General features: G+C 35.1%; 17 protein-coding genes. 12 read left to right on the plus strand and 5 right to left on the minus strand.

Annotated features, from left to right (window positions below):
• The first annotated feature begins 114 nt into the window (after window positions 1–114).
• The 5 genes from DWB61_RS12985 (at window position 115) to DWB61_RS13005 (ending at window position 3,580) form a co-directional block, all read left to right on the plus strand.
• Entirely contained in the window at window positions 115–891 is a 777-nt protein-coding gene (locus tag DWB61_RS12985; protein ID WP_125031340.1) for a radical SAM protein, read from the plus strand.
• Window positions 892–1,026: 135 nt separating this feature from the next.
• The gene (locus DWB61_RS12990; RefSeq protein ID WP_125031341.1) at window positions 1,027–1,926 is read left to right on the plus strand and encodes a hypothetical protein; all 900 of its coding nucleotides are present in this window, start codon (window positions 1,027–1,029) and stop codon (window positions 1,924–1,926) included.
• Between the two features lie 41 nt (window positions 1,927–1,967).
• Window positions 1,968–2,426, plus strand: coding sequence for a hypothetical protein (locus DWB61_RS12995; RefSeq protein WP_125031342.1), 459 nt, complete (start codon window positions 1,968–1,970; stop codon window positions 2,424–2,426).
• A 114-nt stretch (window positions 2,427–2,540) separates the two neighbouring features.
• Entirely contained in the window at window positions 2,541–2,876 is a 336-nt protein-coding gene (locus DWB61_RS13000; protein ID WP_125031343.1) for a CidA/LrgA family protein, read from the plus strand.
• Window positions 2,876–3,580, plus strand: a complete 705-nt coding sequence (locus tag DWB61_RS13005) for an LrgB family protein (RefSeq protein ID WP_125031344.1) — start codon at window positions 2,876–2,878, stop codon at window positions 3,578–3,580. Before DWB61_RS13000 ends, DWB61_RS13005 begins: the two co-directional genes overlap by 1 nt.
• An 87-nt stretch (window positions 3,581–3,667) precedes the next feature.
• On the opposite strand, the gene DWB61_RS13010 is transcribed toward DWB61_RS13005, so the two are convergent.
• The 5 genes from DWB61_RS13010 to DWB61_RS13030 form a co-directional block, all read right to left on the minus strand.
• Window positions 3,668–4,555, minus strand: a complete 888-nt coding sequence (locus tag DWB61_RS13010) for a hypothetical protein (RefSeq protein ID WP_125031345.1) — start codon at window positions 4,553–4,555, stop codon at window positions 3,668–3,670.
• A gap of 194 nt (window positions 4,556–4,749) precedes the next feature.
• Complete coding sequence (locus tag DWB61_RS13015) at window positions 4,750–5,796, minus strand: fibrobacter succinogenes major paralogous domain-containing protein (protein WP_125031346.1); 1,047 nt, start codon at window positions 5,794–5,796, stop codon at window positions 4,750–4,752.
• Between the two features lie 227 nt (window positions 5,797–6,023).
• Complete coding sequence (locus tag DWB61_RS13020) at window positions 6,024–6,776, minus strand: DUF4197 domain-containing protein (RefSeq protein ID WP_125031347.1); 753 nt, start codon at window positions 6,774–6,776, stop codon at window positions 6,024–6,026.
• 144 nt (window positions 6,777–6,920) lie between these two features.
• Entirely contained in the window at window positions 6,921–9,359 is a 2,439-nt protein-coding gene (locus DWB61_RS13025) for a TonB-dependent receptor (RefSeq protein ID WP_125031348.1), read from the minus strand.
• Window positions 9,360–9,645: 286 nt separating this feature from the next.
• Window positions 9,646–10,008: a hypothetical protein gene (locus tag DWB61_RS13030; RefSeq protein WP_125031349.1), complete on the minus strand. Its 363-nt coding sequence runs from the start codon at window positions 10,006–10,008 to the stop codon at window positions 9,646–9,648.
• A gap of 226 nt (window positions 10,009–10,234) precedes the next feature.
• Here DWB61_RS13030 and DWB61_RS13035 point away from each other — a divergent pair, with 226 nt between their 5' ends.
• From DWB61_RS13035 to DWB61_RS13065, 7 genes are all read left to right on the plus strand, one after another.
• A complete protein-coding gene (locus tag DWB61_RS13035; RefSeq protein WP_125031350.1) occupies window positions 10,235–11,107 on the plus strand; it encodes a M23 family metallopeptidase in 873 nt (290 codons plus the stop codon).
• Window positions 11,108–11,163: 56 nt separating this feature from the next.
• Window positions 11,164–12,312 carry a 1-deoxy-D-xylulose-5-phosphate reductoisomerase gene (locus tag DWB61_RS13040; RefSeq protein WP_125031351.1) on the plus strand — a complete coding sequence of 383 codons (1,149 nt, stop codon included), beginning with the start codon at window positions 11,164–11,166 and terminating at the stop codon, window positions 12,310–12,312.
• An 81-nt stretch (window positions 12,313–12,393) separates the two neighbouring features.
• Window positions 12,394–13,737: an RIP metalloprotease RseP gene (gene rseP, locus DWB61_RS13045; RefSeq protein WP_125031352.1), complete on the plus strand. Its 1,344-nt coding sequence runs from the start codon at window positions 12,394–12,396 to the stop codon at window positions 13,735–13,737.
• An 87-nt stretch (window positions 13,738–13,824) separates the two neighbouring features.
• Window positions 13,825–14,025 (plus strand): Sec-independent protein translocase subunit TatA/TatB, encoded by a 201-nt coding sequence (locus tag DWB61_RS13050; RefSeq protein WP_125031353.1) that lies wholly within the window; start codon window positions 13,825–13,827, stop codon window positions 14,023–14,025.
• Between the two features lie 192 nt (window positions 14,026–14,217).
• Window positions 14,218–15,531 (plus strand): lytic transglycosylase domain-containing protein, encoded by a 1,314-nt coding sequence (locus tag DWB61_RS13055; RefSeq protein WP_125031354.1) that lies wholly within the window; start codon window positions 14,218–14,220, stop codon window positions 15,529–15,531.
• 58 nt (window positions 15,532–15,589) lie between these two features.
• Window positions 15,590–16,606, plus strand: a complete 1,017-nt coding sequence (locus tag DWB61_RS13060; RefSeq protein ID WP_125031355.1) for a DUF4837 family protein — start codon at window positions 15,590–15,592, stop codon at window positions 16,604–16,606.
• A 51-nt stretch (window positions 16,607–16,657) separates the two neighbouring features.
• On the plus strand, window positions 16,658–17,038 hold the full coding sequence (locus tag DWB61_RS13065; RefSeq protein WP_125031356.1) for a hypothetical protein: 381 nt from the start codon (window positions 16,658–16,660) through the stop codon (window positions 17,036–17,038).
• Window positions 17,039–17,239 lie beyond the last annotated feature (201 nt).

The raw sequence follows: 17,239 nt of genomic DNA on the forward strand, positions 1-17,239 counted from the left end.
ATAATTCGTTTAAAGAGTGATTGGGATTATTTGAGTAATTTAAGTTTAAATCAGCTCATGAGTCTTGCCGAATGGCAATATTTCTATAGCTTTGCCCTCTAAAATTCAAAGTATATGGCAACTTTTCTTTTTGATAAAATCATATTTGGCCCAGTAAAGAGCAGACGTTTGGGTGTTTCTTTGGGAATTAACTTATTGCCTAACGATAGTAAGTTATGTAGTTTCAATTGTATCTATTGTGAATGTGGTTGGAATCCTGAGGAAACTTATAAGGTTAATTTTCATCCTAGGGCAGTGGTTAAAGAAAAACTAGAGCAAAAGTTGAATGAGATGAAAAACCAAGGTGAAGCACCTGATGTGATTACTTTTGCTGGAAACGGCGAGCCATGTATGCATCCTGAATTTGCGGGTATTATTGATGATACCATTGAAATTAGAAACCTGATTTTTCCTGAGGCTAGAATTGCGGTTCTTTCAAATGCCACGATGATTCATAAGCCTGATGTTTTTGATGCCTTGAATAAGGTTGAGGATAATATCTTAAAACTAGATGGCGGAAAAGAAGAAACTATTATTGCTTTAGATCAACCGGTTGGTACTTTCAACTTAGAAAAAACGGTCGACCTGTTGTCAAAATTCAATGGAAATCTTACTATTCAGACTTTATTCATTAAAGGTGAATATAAGGGTGAAAGCATTGATAATACTTCTCAGGAAGAGATTGATTTGTGGTTGGAGCATTTGAAAAAAATACAACCTCGTGAAGTGATGATTTATACGATATCCAGAGATACACCAGTAGAAACTCTTAGGAGGGTTGAACTTGAAGATTTAGAGAGAATTGCAAAGATGGTAGAGGATGCTGGTTTTTCAACACAAATTAGTGCTTAAGCTACCGAAACTGATAAAATTAACTTTGTTTTTTTATTACCAATAACTAAAAAATACAGATCAGGAATTGAAAAATTGAGATAAATGGCTTAGTTTTATTGAATTGAAATATTTTAAGCAATAAATTAATCTACTATGCTCAAATTTAGCATTCGTTTGTCCTACTTTTTAATATTGCTAGGCTTTTCTTTCGTTTCGGTAGCCTGTCAAAATAAAACAAAGCCTGATTCTTCTAATATAAAAGACGAATTGGTTGCCAACCATCAAAGTCTAAAGAAGGTTAAGAATATTTTCTATAATGTACCATCACCTGTTGAGGTGACTAATATTATTCAGAGAATGAATTTGCCTTACCACCCAGATTTATTGAACCCAAGTACAAATTCTGATAATTACTTAACTCAAGCTGATAAGGCCCTGAATATGGGAGTTTATGGAGCAGACCTAAGTTATATTCGTATTTATGAGCAATATCAGGATGCCGCTAAATTTTTAGTGGTTGTTAAAAAATTTACACGTGAGTTAGGTATTCCCGAAGAAGGAGAGCGAGTGATTGCTAAACGCCTTGAGGAAAATATACAAAATCAGGATTCTTTATTAAGAATTATTACTGAAACATTTACAGATTCGGATAGTTATCTAAAGGAAAATCAAAGAGGAAGTACAGCAGCTCTTATCATTTTTGGCGGTTGGATTGAAACGCTATATTTAGCTACCAATATCTTGGATAATAGTTCTCCTCAAAACGATATGGTCAAACTAATTGTAGAACAACGCTATTCTGTTAAAAACTTATTGGCACTTATGGAGCAGTTCTCAAATGAGAAGAGGGTTCAAGATTTTTTGCCGGACCTGAAAGAATTAAATATAAAATTCCAGGAAATTGGACAAGAGAAATCAGGACAGGCTAAGTTGATTTCTAAAAAAGGAAAGACAGTTATTGGGAATAAGGTAACACTTAATATTCCTCATAATATCTTGAATGATGTGAAGACTATTAATGATAGAATTCGGACGCGAATTACGGAAATGTAGAGTTGTTTAATGAGTCTTAATGATAAATAATAATCTTAAGGATGAGTAAAATTTACAGATATATCACTTTAATTATAGCATTAACTTGTATTTCGAGTTTTGCCTTCTCTCAGTGTAATGAATTTACGAAGAAAGACTGTATTCCTTTATTAAGCCCATACACTTTTAACGGACAGCTTAATAATACTGTACTATCAGAAGGGGAAACTGCTGAGTTGCAATTAACGTTTTACGCTGATCAGGAATATCGGGTTCTGGTTGCTGGGGAAGGTCAACTTGGCAAGATTCGATTTCAACTTTTGGATGTAGAATACAATATTCTGTATGATAACAAAGATGAGGATTTTACGACTGCATGGGATTTTTCTGTTGAAAGTACGGACGAGTTCATAGTTAGAGTAATTGTCGATCAAAATAAGAATCCAGAGAATACTGAAAGTGGATGTGTTTCGATGCTAGTCGGATTTAGAGCCTTTGGCTCACGAACCCTTTTCAAATAGAAATGAAATTACAATAAATTACACGGTTTTTTTTTAGAAATGATTAATCCACCCATTGAGGTGGATTTTTCTATTTTAGTGGTTTTGTGAGAATTTTAACGATTACTTTTGTGTATGATTTTAATAAAGCAAGTTGCAATATTTTTAGGTTTATGGCTATTGGGAGAAATAATATCCTATTATAGTCATCTGCCACTTTCAGGTAGTATAATCGGTATGTTACTATTATTAATTGGCCTGGAATCTAAGTTGATTAAAACAAAGGATGTTAAAGATGTAGCTAATTTTCTACTCAACAATATGGCTATGTTTTTTATTCCGGCAGGAGTTGGTTTAATGTGTCATTATCGAGTTCTTAAACAGGAGTGGTTGCCTATTTCTGTCGCTATTGTTGTAAGTGCCATAGTCGTTATGACTGTCGTAGGTTTAATCATGAAAAAAAGATCTTGATGAAAGAACTTCTTAATTCGCCATTGGCTCATGTCTGCTTCACTTTGGCTGTGTTTATCCTATCTAAAAAATTACAAGCAAAGTATAAGTCACCTCTATTGAATCCAATTTTAATCACAATTGTTCTTGTGATTAGTTTTCTCTTGCTTACAGATACATCTTACCAAGATTATGAGCGAAATACTCAAGTAATCAGTTTTTGGTTGGCACCATCGGTTATTGCTTTGGGATATGCACTCTATAGTTTCTTAGGTGAAATAAAAGCAGATTTTAAGAAAATCATCATCTCGATGATTGTCGGAAGTTTAACAGGTATCGTATCTGTATTTATAACTGCTTATTTGTTAGGTGCATCAAAGGCAACGATGATTTCTTTAGCTCCAAAATCGGTGACCACACCTATAGCTATTGAAGTATCGAAGGAGATGGGTGGTATTCCTTCCTTGACTGTGGCTTTTGTAATAGTAGTAGGGGTTCTGGGAGCCATATTTGGCCAGACTTACTTGAAATTAATAGGCGTAAATGATCCTAAGTCTGTTGGTTTAAGTTTGGGTGCAACAGCACATGCTTTAGGAACAGCAAGTATTAGTGAAAGAGGCCCAGATTTTAGTGCTTTTGGAGGATTGGGGATGGCATTAAATGGAGTGTTAACCGCTATTTTAGCACCTTGGGTGATTAAACTACTGCTTATACTCTTGTATTAATTTATATTGTCTTGGAAAGAAAAAATGTCATATCCCTAAATCAAGATTTAAGGATATGATATTTTTTAGTTCTTATACTTTTCGTTATTATTTTAAGGTGAAACTTGAGTTTCCTATATGAACACCTTCCGAAAAAAGATCTAAAGTATATTCCCCTTGAATCAGGCTACCATCGTTATCCCAGAAAATAGAAACTTCAAGTTCATTGCCTTCAAATTCGATATCACGCTTAGCTGAAAAAGCCATTTGTGTATTTTCGTATTCGAATAATAAGCCTTCAGGATTACTTAAAACAACCTCGTCAGGACGAACAATTCTTACATAAATTGTTTTAAGCCCCGGTTTGATGGTAATATTTTTTCTAAGAGTGAAACTTGCTTTAAGCTTTTCAGTTTTAGAGATCTTCTTTATGAACTTACCTTTTTTGTTGATAGGAGAACATTCGATATTTGTAGCATCCAGAGCTGAAGCTTTTGATATAAGCTCCTCCATGTTTTTCGTAGTGCTTTCCAATTTTTCGTTTCGCTCTTTTACATATGAGATTTGCTTCTTAACTCGGATGTTTTCAGCATTCAATTCTTTATTTTTGCTATTTAGAGAATCAATTTGAACGACATAACTACGAAGAACACCTTTAAGTGTTCCAATCTCCTTTTTGTATTTGTTGATTTCGAAATATGAATTGTTTCTGAAAACACGCATTCTCTCCAATAACTCATCAATTTTGCCCTTTTCGGTTACTAATAATTGATTTAGAGTGTCGTTACTAGTTTGTAGAGAGTCGTAATCTTGAGAAAGGTCTCTAAGTTCTGTTTCCAGGTCTGCTTTTTCAATTTTAATCTCGGCAATATATTGTCGGTTTTCTCTATATGTCTTCAGGAAAAGTATAGAAACGGTGAGTAATATAACACCCAATGAAATTAATACGATTTTATAAATCTGATCTTTCTTCTCTGTCTTCAAATCTGTGCTCATTTAAAAATGCGTTTAAGGTTATTCAGGGACCAAATTTAATGGTTTTTACTGTTTTAACGCAAAAGGAGGCTTTAAATTGCAAAAAAAGCCACCCAATCTTTGATTAAGCGACTTAGGAAGATTATTAAAAACTCTCCGATAATGGAAAAGGCAGATCAGTTAGGATCTGCCTTCTGTTATGTTGAAAGTTGTTTTTATTCTGAATCTTTTATACATCGAATGCTTAAACCAGCCGTTTCGGGTACCTGAGTGATCAAAGTCGATTGATTTCCTTTGTAAATTCTATATTCAAAGATTCTGGATACTTCTTGGGCAGCTTGTCCAGATTTAGACCACCATATAGCTTTTGTTATCAATTTCGAGTATGCCGTTGCCTTGTTGGAGTTCTCATCCTTAAAAAATCTCCATCCACCAGGTAATCCACCAAAATTAGAGAGATCCTTAAACCTTAAATGGTATTCAGGATCATATGGCTTATTATAATCCCAAGCTTGATATACGAATTCCATTAGCATGTAGTAAGGAAATTTATCATGCCCTAAATAATGATAAAGCTCATTCCATTCTTTATATGATGGGATATTGTAGCCTTCAGGAGCGATTTTTCTTTCATCGGTTACAGCATAGCCATTGTAAAGAAAACCATAATAATCTCCGAAATTATCATTATCCTCATATTTGCAATACATACCACTCTCAGTATTTAACCATTTCTGATCTTCGTCTAATGTTACTAAAGGAATTTCATCACCATTATTGTAATGTTTTACTTGCAGATTTTCTAGCATCCATACTTGGTTTCCTATTTTTACAGTTTTATATGCGTTACCATCTATATCTGTAACGGGTTCTCCAGGTGCCCCCAGCCATAGTGTAAAGCTTAATTCATCACTATAGGTCGTTTCATATTCAGTTGTAGAATAAGCTCGCACGAAAATTTCCTCATTATTATCTAGATCTTCAATCTTGAGATTTTGTTCTCCCATTTTTTCAGAAGACATGATTTTATTGTTCTCTATTGTTGGATTTGAGTTATTGCTCCAACAAATGCCATTTTCTAATATTTCATCAGAACTATCTAATGTTACATTCCAAATTAAAGTAACATTTTGATAGGTCATAGCCGTAATATTAACATTTGAAATCTCAGGAGGATTAGGCTTGTTATCATCTTTCTCACAAGCTATAAAAACAGATGATAGAAGAGAGGTGATTAATAATATGCTTAAAATGTTTTTCATTTTCTGATGGTTTTTTGAAAATAATTATGGATTTATTAAGGTTTGTAATGTCTTATTATACTGAGCTTAGTAGTTTTGAATTTCAAATATATAAAATATTTTGTAAAGCTATATGTCGGGTTTGTAATTTAACATTTTAATATATATACTTATTAGGGAAAAATAAAAAAAACACCCCAAACTTGTGGTTTGAGGTGCGATTCTTAAATTGATTTTAAAGGCTTCATTCAGTCTTGTTGACTAAAGACTTTTTTCAGAATGGAGCTGACACGTTTCATCGGATCTTTTCTTATTTGTAATTCTTCTTCAGCAACTTTCAAAAAGAGTGCATCCAAAGCTTTGTTGGTTACATATTCGTCAAGTTGAGTGTTTACCGTTTCAAGACTGGCAATTTTACCAGCAAAACTTCCAGCGACCTTGTTGTAGGTTCCCGTCAGCATATCCCAGGATTCGTTGGTTGATATATTGGCCAATAATTTTTTATCCAGAGAGGTCTTGACTTTTGGTAGGAATAGATCTCTCAATTTTGAGTAGCTTTTATTATTCAGATATAGAGTTGCTGCATTCTGATCCCCTTTTAATATGCCAAAAGCATCCTGAATGGTCATTTCTGTAATGGCAGATACAAAAATTGGAGTAGCCTCAACAACAGCATCCTCAGCTGCACGATTTAATCTTAGAACCACTTTATCAACTAAATCTTCACCTCCTGGAATCATTTTAATGTGTTTGCTAATGGTTTGTGCTTCGGGAGGAAGCAAAATTTTAACGAGCTCATCTTTATAAAAGCCATCTTCAATCGATAAGATTTGTGAGGCATTTTTACTGCCGATTTGTAAAGCTTCTTTTAAGCCTTGAGACACATCAAATGAAGTTAAAGGTCTGTCTTGCTCCACGGCGTATTCATTCACTATGGTTTGTAGTTCCGCACAGGATGTCAGGTAGAGAACACTTAATAGAAGGATAAATTTTCTAAACATTTTCTTTTAGTTGGTTTGTAATGCCTGCAATTTATGAAAAGATATCCATCCTATTAATATAAAAAAAAGCGGAGCACAAGCCTAAAGTTTGTACTCCGCCGACTCTAACCGATAGAATCACTTATATAATGTGCGCCTTAGCTATTAAAGAAGGTTACCAAGTTTAATTCCGAAGTAAATGGTGCGAGGGTTAAGTGGTCCATATACCCAACTGGCATCGCGATAAGCGCCTTTGTCGAAATCATCTTGGAAAGAGTTGAAGATATTTTTCATTCCAAGATCGAATTCTAACTTCACATCGCCACCCAAATCGAAATGGTAAGCAAAGTTGATACCCACATCCATAAATTCACCACTTTTTACAAGCTGATCGCCCGTTGCCACACCATTGATATCTTTTTCAACACCGAAGTGAATCAAATCCATCGATCCAGAGTAGCTACCTGATAGAGTAGTTGTGAATTCGTGAAGAGGTTTCCAGTTCATTGCGAAGTAACCGTAATGATTGGGTGTTCTTAACATCTTATCAGTAATGATTTCTGTCAAGTCTCCCTGTTCAACTTTTTCTTTATATTTGCTCGACTGAAGGGTCATCCCCATTTGGAAATCGAGCTTGTACGATGGTGCGATCTTAAATTCTAAGTTTATCCCTTTTACAATGGCGCCTTTAGAATTTTTACGGTAAGCAACTAAATTACCATCCTCGTCGTTTGTACTGTATTCATTCACAAATGAATCATTCAAATCGGTATAAAAACCTTCTGCTAGGAAGTAGGTTTGTACCTTTCCAAAGCTCTTGTCTACATCGTAAGATACCGTGTAGGAATTTGAGGATTCAGCTTTTAAATTCTCAGATAGTTTATGAATAACACGACGTGCTGCAGAGGCTTCAATATGTAAGTCTTCATCGAATATTTGTGGAGCACGAAATCCTCTGGCGTAACTTAATCGCAACTGCATAGCATCATCCAATTTAAATAGCATATTGGCACGTGGACTGATAACCGTATTGTTGATTTCAGAATTATCAACCGTGTTTTTAATTTTATAAGAGTCCATTCTTGCACCAAGAAGGAAACTTGCAAAACCCAAATCCCATTTAGATTGAGCATAAGCGCCAATTGTGTTTGAGTTTTGGTTGGCAATAATGGTTGTTGGCACAATAATGTCTTTTTTGTAATCATTATATGCCAGTTTTTTATCCTTTAGTTTATTGTACACATTTTCGAACCCTAAGGTAATATCGGCAGGTGCGAAAAGTAAATTATCAGAATGACTGAAGAATTGAACACCTGCAGATATAGCTAAATCTTTAGTTGCACCGTATGCACTGTTGTCGAAAATCGGTTTTGGAAGATCAATACCATTTTCATCTTTCAATGTTGCAGCACCATAATAAGAGGCTCTGTCGATATGCTGTGCCGAAGCATATAATGAAAGTTTGCTGATTCTTTCCTTTGAGAAAAATTGATCGAGAGTAATACTTCCAGAGTTAATGTTGTGCTTAACTTGTTCGGCAATTAGAGACATGTGGGCAGGCAAATCTAGTTGGTCGCCCCCTCTACGAAATTCATCGACAACATGATATTCCAAGTTTAATTTAGATAAATCACTTAAGCGATGAAAAGCGTTGAATCCTGCACTTAAGTTTTTTAATTCGACAATATCCGAAAAGCCATCCTTATTAGCGTCCCAGGCATCTTTGTTTCGCTTCATTCCAAAAAGGAAGATGCCTGATTTGTTATCATCTGAAACAATAGAAGCGTTGAAATCAACCATGATATCGCCTGCTGGTTTTTCACTTGCGCTAACACCAGTGCCTACACTGCTGTATTTTGCACCAACTTTAAATGAGTTACTAACCGGATCTTTAGTGATGACATTAATAGTTCCTGCAATGGCATTACCACCGAATAGAGCCGATCCACCACCACGAACAACTTCAATACGCTGAATCATGCTAGGAGGGATATGCTCAAGACCATATACTCCAGCCAATCCGCTGAATATTGGGCGCGAATTGATCAGAATTTGTGTGTAAGGGCCTTCAAGTCCGTTCATTCTTACCTGAGAGAACCCGCAATTATTACAATCATTCTCAACGCGCAAACCAGGTGAAAATATCAGACCATCAGCCATGGTAGAAGCAGCTGTGTTCTCAAGTAATTTGGTTCCTATTGAATTCACAACAACTGGTGCATCCTTACGCGATACCTGATTTCGATCAGCTGTAACGACAACCTGATCGAGACCAATAAAGTCTTCATTTATTTTAAAAGTAAGAGTGTTTGCTTGTCCCAGTTTAACATCGAAGTGTTTCTTGTCAGAACGAAAGCCAACACAACTTGCAATAATATGACAGTGTCCAGCAGGAACATTCAAAATTTCAAATTCCCCTTCAAAATTAGTTACTGCTCCTATTGAGGTTCCTTCAATAGCAACGCTGGCAAAGGATACGGGTTCGTTGCTAGCAATATTTACAACTTTCCCCTTTATATTAGTTGTATTGTTTTTTGCAAGTGAAATTAGAGAAATAGATGCTATTAGAACTAAGCTAAGGCATAATTTAGCGATAATCTTCATTATGTGGTTTTTGTTTGAGTTTGTATGAAATAAGCCCAATCAGTTTATATGAATAAACAGTTCAATTTTGAGTTGAGTGTTCTATAAAGTTTGTGGCTTTAAGACCAGATAATTAGGTCGTAAAAATGAAATTGGTATTGAATTATGGTTTGGAAATCAGTTAATCTTTAGAAAAGATTCACATTATTTAGGATATGCATTTGATTTTATAGACTCGATTTAAAGACCATAGGTATGCACAAATAATATGAATCGGATAAAGAGATAAACTGGAGAACCGAGATGTTTAGGCCAAGAAAGGAGGAGGCCTATTGTTTAGAAGACTGGCTTTATAGCCAAATCTTGTTTGTAAAGATTCAAACTGAACGCGTCTAAGTTGTTTTTCGAACACCATGCTCAGTATAAGAGCTGTAATGGCAACAAATATTAAACTGGTTAAGTTATGAATAGAAACACAGTCGTTACACGAATGCGAATGTGAACTGCCGTTGTTTGAATTATGCGTATTAAATGGGTGAGCATGAGAATACAAACTCCCATTGGCTTGTTTGTGGATATGCAGGTTGAAGATAGCATTACCAGTCAATGCAAGCATTGTAGGGATTAGCGCTATCAGCACAGCAATTTTTATTTTTCTAAAGAATTCCATCAAACATTATAAAATTAAAATCTTTCGACACTGCAAACATAGATGCTTTCCATTTTCCTTACAATACCTATATCTTATGATATTTATAAAAATGCTTAAAAACATCTATTTAGACTTCTTATTTTATTTCGGAATAGCTTCACTCATAATTTGCTTAATTCTTATAACTTTGCCTTTCAAGTTTTGACAGAGTCTATTGAGGATAGTCAATCAAATTTATACAAGTATGGGTGAAGTGAAAGAGAAACAAGCAATTATAAAAAAACTGCGTAATAAGTACCGATTAACAATCTCTAACGAGAGTACTTTTGAGGAAGCATTGTCTTTTCGATTATCTAGATTAAATGTGTTTACTATAGCAGGTTTATTTTCAATTGTGCTGATTGCTCTTATAACCATACTGATTGCCTTTACGCCTTTACGCGAATATATTCCTGGCTACCCCGATGGTCAGATGCGTCGAAATATTGAGCAGAACTCGACCCTGGTTGACTCATTAACTGCAGAATTGGAGAAACGTGACCGATTTTTTCGGGGAATAAAGAATGTTATTTCTGGTAATGATTTTGAAAACACGGTTGAGGACAAAGCTGATTCCATTGTCGATCCTAAGTACAAAGGTTTACAATTCACTCAGTCTGAAAGTGATTCCATATTCAGAAAAGAGCATGAAGCTGAAGAGAAATTTAACTTGACTATTTCAGGAGAAAATAAGGCCAGAGGGATTTCAAGCATTCACTTTTTCACACCATTGAAGGGTATGATATCTAATTCATATAATGGGCTAATTGGTCATTATGGTGTCGATGTGGTTGGGCCATTGAACGAGAGGATTTCAGCAGTACTGGATGGAACCGTAATTTTTGCCGAATGGACTCTGAATACGGGTTATGTGATCCAGATTCAGCATGGAAAAGATCTTGTATCTATCTATAAGCACAATCAGGAATTGTTGAAGAAGCCAGGGGAATTCGTAAGAGCTGGTGAAGCAATTGCAATACTTGGAAATTCGGGAGAATTGACTTCTGGGCCTCATTTGCATTTTGAATTGTGGCATAACGGTAAAGCGCTGAATCCTGAAAGTTATATCAAATTTTAAATTCTATCAGTAAATTTTCATTGATAGAATAATCAAATATAAAAGCAAGGGACTAAATGAGTAAACATATTGCAATCTTAGGATCTACAGGTTCTATAGGAACGCAAACTTTAGAGGTAGTTGACGCAAATCCAGAATTGTTTGTTGTTGATGTATTAACAGCGAATAATAATGTGGACTTGTTGGTGGCCCAAGCAAAGAAATATCAACCCAATGTAGTTGTTATAGCAAGGGAAGATAAATACCAATACTTATCTGATGCCTTAAAGGATGAGGATATTAAGGTGTATGCAGGTATAGACGCGATATCACAAGTAGTAAGCATGTCATCGATTGATGTTGTTGTGACAGCTATGGTTGGATATTCTGGATTATTACCTACAATTAAAGCGATAGAAGCTAAAAAGAATATTGCTCTTGCTAATAAGGAAACTTTGGTTGTTGCAGGTGAAATTATTCAGAGATTAGCCATAGAAAATGGAGTAAGTATATATCCTGTTGATTCAGAGCACTCTGCTATTTTTCAGTGTTTGATTGGTGAGTTCGAAAATCCTATAGAGAAGATATACCTTACTGCATCAGGAGGTCCATTTAGAGGAAAAGATAGAAAATTCCTTGAAAATGTTACTTCTAAACAAGCCCTGATACACCCTAATTGGGATATGGGCGCTAAGATTACGATTGATTCTGCCAGTATGATGAATAAGGGCTTTGAGGTGATTGAAGCCAAGTGGCTTTTTGACTTAAAACCCGAGCAGGTTGATGTGATTGTACATCCTCAATCTATTATTCATTCTTTGGTTCAGTTTGAAGATTCTTCGATGAAAGCTCAAATGGGATTACCTGATATGAAGTTACCCATTCAGTTCGCGTTGACTTACCCTAATCGCCTGAAAACAAGCTTTGAGAGGTTCAGTTTTCTGGATTATCCAAATCTGACTTTTGAGCCAGCGGATACTAAGAATTTTAGAAATCTAGCTTTGGCTTATGAGGCGATGAATAAGGGGGGGAATATGCCTTGTATTATTAATGCGGCTAACGAAATTATGGTTGAGGCCTTCCTGAAAAATCAAGTTGGTTTTCTTCAAATGAGTGATATTATTGAAACTTGTATGCAAAAAGCTAGCTTTATTTCTCATCCTGTTTATGAGGATTATGTTGCTAGTGATATTGAAGTAAGACAATTGGCAGCCTCTTTGCTATAAATTCCTTACCTTGTTGTGATTTTTTAATCAATGAAAATGCCTAACATGGTTTGGGCAAATGTATCTGATAATTGAAATTTAATGGAAATATTAATTAAAGTCTCTCAGTTTCTTCTGAGTCTGTCTATTTTGGTGGTTCTTCACGAATTAGGACACTTTGTTTTTGCAAAGCTTTTTAAAGCTCGTGTAGAAAAATTCTATATGTTTTTTAACCCAGGATTCTCTCTGTTTAAATACAAAAAAGGGGATACAGAATACGGTATTGGATGGATCCCATTGGGAGGTTATGTGAAGATATCGGGTATGATAGACGAATCGATGGACAAGGAACAAATGGCATTGCCACCTGAGCCATATGAGTTTCGTTCGAAACCAGCTTACCAGCGTTTATTAATCATGGTAGGTGGTGTATTGGTGAACTTTATTTTAGCTTTTGCAATTTATATAGCCGTTCTATTTGCTTGGGGAGACGAATATCTTCCTGCCGAGAATGTGAAGTACGGTTATGTATGCGATTCATTAGCACAGAGTATTGGCTTGCAAAATGGGGATAAGATTCTTGAATTGGATCATCAGAAACAAGTGAGATACACAGATATTTTAACCAATATTCTTCTGAACAATCCTAAAAGTATGCAGGTTGATCGTGATGGTAGCCTCATAGATATTGTTATTCCATCCACTTTTGTACCAGACCTGTTAGCAAAGAGTAGTAAGGGTTTTTCAATGAGTCCGGTTATAACACCAAGAATCCCATTGAATCCTTTTATAGTAGCTGGTTTTTCCGATGAGTCCGTGGCTAAAATTGCTGGCCTTAAAAAAGGTGATGAATTGCTTTCAATAGATGGAAAGAAAATACAGTATTTTGATGAATACCTGGCTTATCTTCAGAGTAATAAAGGAAAGGTTGTTACTCTTGAGGTGAAACGTGATGATACAACCCATGAATTCAATGCTACATTAGGAGATGACGCTTTATTGGGTATCTCAATGAAACCTTATAATCATTTTGAATTTGCTGCCATTGAATATAGCTTTCTAGAAGCGATTCCAGCTGGTATCAATAAGGGTGTTGATAAATTGCAGTCCTATTTGAAGCAATTTAAGTTGATTTTCTCATCAGAGACAAAAGGCTATAAATCAATTGGTGGGTTTGGTACTATCGCGAGTATTTTTCCAGGATTTTGGGATTGGCACGCATTCTGGAATCTGACGGCTTTCTTATCAATTATATTAGCGATTATGAATATTTTACCCATACCAGCTTTGGATGGTGGGCATGTGATGTTTTTATTATATGAGATTATTACTAGACGCAAGCCTGGTGAGAAATTCATGGAGTATGCTCAAATTGGGGGTATGGTTCTTTTATTTGGTCTTCTGATTTTTGCCAATGCTAATGATATCATGAAAGCTTTTAATTAAGTTGATTGATATGTGTTTCAGGTATATGTATTGATACTTTATGTGAAAATGTTATATTTGTGAGGTATAATTCTTAAAAAAAAACTTATGAACCTTTTTGTAATAGCCGGAATGGTTGGACCATGGCAAGTTGTTATCATTGTATTTGCACTCGTACTTTTGTTTGGGGGCAAAAAAATTCCTGAATTAATGAAAGGCCTGGGCCAGGGAATGAAAGAGTTTAAAAAAGCGACTGATTCCGAAGAAAAGGAAAAAGATACTGACGAAAAGGAATCAAAAAATAAATAATACGAAAGCAGGTTTTAAAAACCTGCTTTTTTTATGTCTTATATTTTTCAAAGAAATAATAAACACGTTTTATTAGCTTTTAAGAATTGTTATAATTACAATATAATTGTTTGAATTTGGTCTGATGCAAAGATAAAATGCTTATCTTAATTCCGCCAAAATACATGCTTATAATTGAAGTGATTATACCCGATGAGAGATACTATATTAGCTCTAAAAAACTTATTATTCATAGTGATTCTGCTGAGTGCACCTTTTGTCTGTCAGGCAGATAAGAAGTGGGCTGAGGACAGGTCAAGCAAAAATATAAAGCATACACATACGCCGTGTCAGTTGAATGAAAATGAGACCGAAGTTTTGAATAATGATGTGCTGGCTGTAAGTGCTGTTCCTGTATTTACCAATGAGGATTATTCTTGGCGAATCAAGAAATTGAATGAAGCGAGTCCCGTTCAGCTTGATTTTAATGATATTGTGAAGCGATATATCGATGTATATTCTGTAAGACATAGGGATAAAACGGCAAGGATATTAGGCTTAAGCGAAATTTATTTCCCAATTTTTGAGGAGTATCTCGATAAGTATGATTTGCCTTTGGAGTTAAAATATATTGCTGTGATTGAATCAGCTTTAAATCCTAAAGCAAGATCACGTTCAGGCGCAACAGGATTGTGGCAATTCATGTATCATGCTAGCCGAATGTTTGATCTGAAAATTTCCTCATATGTTGATGAGCGTATGGATCCTGTAAAATCAACAGATGCTGCTTGCAAGTATTTGCAATATTTATATCGAATTTTTGGAGATTGGCAATTAGCTATTGCGGCTTATAATGGAGGTCCTGGTGTTGTTCGTGATGCGATTAAAGCTTCAGGAGGGAAAACTAACTTTTGGGAAATAGCTGCTTTCCTACCAGATCAGACCAGAACATATGTTCCTGCCTTTATAGCTGTAAACTATGTAATGAACTACAATCAGGAGCACAATATTGCTCCTGAGAACATGAAGTTTTCTTACTTAAAACTGTCAGATGTCACTGTGAAAGAGCCTTTGTCTCTCCAGACGGTTTCTAAAGAATTGGACATTTCAATTGCGGATTTAAGACGTTTGAACCCTATTTATAAGCTTGACTTTATCCCCAATAGTGAATTGCCAGCTAAGTTAACTTTACCAGTTGATATCGCTCTCGCCTACGTTGAAAAGGAATCTGAATTATATGCTGCTCCCAAAACTAAAGTTTTGTACCACGATATCGAACGAAATATGTCATTGACGAGCGGGAAGAAGTGTATCATTCATGTGGTGAAGGCGGGTGAGTTTTTTCATAAAATAGCAATGAAGTATGCTTGTACCAGCAATAATCTTAAGAAATGGAATAAGATTAATGGAGATGTATTGCACATTGGGCAGAAACTTAAAGTCTGGGTGCCAGTGTCAGAAACGAGTAGCTCTTCACAGCTTGGTCTTAAATCGACTGTTGATGAATTTAGCATGCTTACTTATTGAAAATCCAAAATAAGACTATTAAATACTAGAAAAGATAAATCTTTAAAAAATATCAATTATGAAATCTATAATTAAGTTAAGTTTCATTTGTTTGATTCTTATCACAAGTGTCAGCTCATGCAAGAAAACAACTAAAGGCTTGATGCCAACGGTTACTGGAAAGTCTGGAGAAATGGTGGTTTTAAGTAGTAAAGCTTTATGGGATGGTATCGTAGGTGATTCTATTAAAGCAATTTTTAATGATATTCAGGTTGGTATGCCTCAGGATGAGGCTGTAATGGACCTTTTCCATTTGAATCAGGAAGCTTTCACAAGTATGTTTAAAACACATCGAAGTATCTTGGAAATTAAAGTTTCATCTTCGGTAAAGGAAACCAAATTGGTTGTAAAAGATAATATGTATGCTCGTACACAGGCTTATATGCGTATAGAGGCTGCGAGTAATCAAGAATTATTGAAGGTTTTGAAGGAAAATAGAACAAAGATTCTGAGCTATTTCTTAAGAAGTGAACGTAATCGTAAAATTGGGGTTATGTCTAAAGCGCCAGTTCAAGAGATATTTGATTATTTGAAAAAAGAAAAGAAATTCACATTGGCATTTCCATCTGGTTATGAGATTGGAAAAAAGGAACCGGATTTTTTCTGGGTTCGCAAAGAAACACCTGAATCAAGCCAGGGTATGTTTATTTATACTTACGATTATCTTTCTGAAGATGCCTTTGATAAGGATGCGATTTTATTAATGAGAAATGCGATGCTTAAGGATTTGGTTCCTGGTCCATCAAAAGGGAGCTATATGGTTACGGAACACAGTTTCCCAATTACATTTAACCACTTCGAGTTCCTGGGAAATTATGCTGTTGAGATGAGAGGTTTGTGGAAAGTTCAGAACGATTTTATGGGTGGTCCTTTCGTTAATGTTTCCTTTTTAGATAGTGTGAATAATCGTATAATTTGCATGGATGCATACGTGTATCGTCCAAATAAAGATAAGCGTGAGTTGTTGAGAGAACTGGAAGCTGTTATGTACACATACACTCCAGTTGATAAAGTTGCTAAGAAAAAGAAGAAATAGTTTCTGGTTGTAATTTTGCCAGATTTGACTTGAATAAATACAATAGACGAAGTGAATCTTCCTGACTATAATCACATTAAAGTTTCAAAGTACCGCGATAAAGTTGAAATTTTAAAACAAGTTGCGGCTCAAATTGAAAAGGATTTTTATCAATTTGGTTTTGAAGTTACATTCACAGGTGTACCAGAAAATGCCTATAATGAATTGTTTTCTCAGATAATTGAGCATGTTGGATTTATGTTGAGTCAGGATTATCATCGCTTGGTTTTGCTTTTGTATCAAATTGATTTGAGCGAAAATGAAATCCTGAAAAATGAATTAAAATATCCAAATGTGGATAAGGATCAGCTTTTGTCTGAATTAATCATTCAACGAGAGCTTAAAAAAGTTCTTATCCGAAACTATTTTAAAGAAAATCCAGATAAATTATAATCCGACTCCTTGTAAATCTCTGAAATAGAGTGGGGTGGTTATAATAGATCTTTTCTTTAATCTTATTACTTTTGTAATGCATATTCGGATTGTTCTTTTAGTTACGATGTTAGAGATTGTATGGAAGTGAAGTATTGTTTATTACGCGCTAACATTCTATTCTAAAAGAGAATAATCCAATCGAGATATATAAAATACATA

The organism is Ancylomarina euxina, from assembly GCF_003863355.1.
In the GTDB taxonomy this organism is placed as follows: domain Bacteria; phylum Bacteroidota; class Bacteroidia; order Bacteroidales; family Marinifilaceae; genus Ancylomarina; species Ancylomarina euxinus.

What these genes read in the sequence shown, in the direction of transcription:
- DWB61_RS13010 (WP_125031345.1), bottom strand. Translation starts at nt 4,555, where the DNA reads ATGAGCACAGATTTGAAGACAGAGAAGAAAGATCAGATTTATAAAATC.
- DWB61_RS12985 (WP_125031340.1), top strand. Translation starts at nt 115, where the DNA reads ATGGCAACTTTTCTTTTTGATAAAATCATATTTGGCCCAGTAAAGAGC.
- DWB61_RS13020 (WP_125031347.1), bottom strand. Translation starts at nt 6,776, where the DNA reads ATGTTTAGAAAATTTATCCTTCTATTAAGTGTTCTCTACCTGACATCC.
- DWB61_RS13025 (WP_125031348.1), bottom strand. Translation starts at nt 9,359, where the DNA reads ATGAAGATTATCGCTAAATTATGCCTTAGCTTAGTTCTAATAGCATCT.
- DWB61_RS13030 (WP_125031349.1), bottom strand. Translation starts at nt 10,008, where the DNA reads ATGGAATTCTTTAGAAAAATAAAAATTGCTGTGCTGATAGCGCTAATC.
- DWB61_RS13005 (WP_125031344.1), top strand. Translation starts at nt 2,876, where the DNA reads ATGAAAGAACTTCTTAATTCGCCATTGGCTCATGTCTGCTTCACTTTG.
- DWB61_RS13055 (WP_125031354.1), top strand. Translation starts at nt 14,218, where the DNA reads ATGAGAGATACTATATTAGCTCTAAAAAACTTATTATTCATAGTGATT.
- DWB61_RS13050 (WP_125031353.1), top strand. Translation starts at nt 13,825, where the DNA reads ATGAACCTTTTTGTAATAGCCGGAATGGTTGGACCATGGCAAGTTGTT.
- DWB61_RS13000 (WP_125031343.1), top strand. Translation starts at nt 2,541, where the DNA reads ATGATTTTAATAAAGCAAGTTGCAATATTTTTAGGTTTATGGCTATTG.
- rseP (WP_125031352.1), top strand. Translation starts at nt 12,394, where the DNA reads ATGGAAATATTAATTAAAGTCTCTCAGTTTCTTCTGAGTCTGTCTATT.
- DWB61_RS13040 (WP_125031351.1), top strand. Translation starts at nt 11,164, where the DNA reads ATGAGTAAACATATTGCAATCTTAGGATCTACAGGTTCTATAGGAACG.
- DWB61_RS13015 (WP_125031346.1), bottom strand. Translation starts at nt 5,796, where the DNA reads ATGAAAAACATTTTAAGCATATTATTAATCACCTCTCTTCTATCATCT.
- DWB61_RS12995 (WP_125031342.1), top strand. Translation starts at nt 1,968, where the DNA reads ATGAGTAAAATTTACAGATATATCACTTTAATTATAGCATTAACTTGT.
- DWB61_RS12990 (WP_125031341.1), top strand. Translation starts at nt 1,027, where the DNA reads ATGCTCAAATTTAGCATTCGTTTGTCCTACTTTTTAATATTGCTAGGC.
- DWB61_RS13035 (WP_125031350.1), top strand. Translation starts at nt 10,235, where the DNA reads ATGGGTGAAGTGAAAGAGAAACAAGCAATTATAAAAAAACTGCGTAAT.
- DWB61_RS13060 (WP_125031355.1), top strand. Translation starts at nt 15,590, where the DNA reads ATGAAATCTATAATTAAGTTAAGTTTCATTTGTTTGATTCTTATCACA.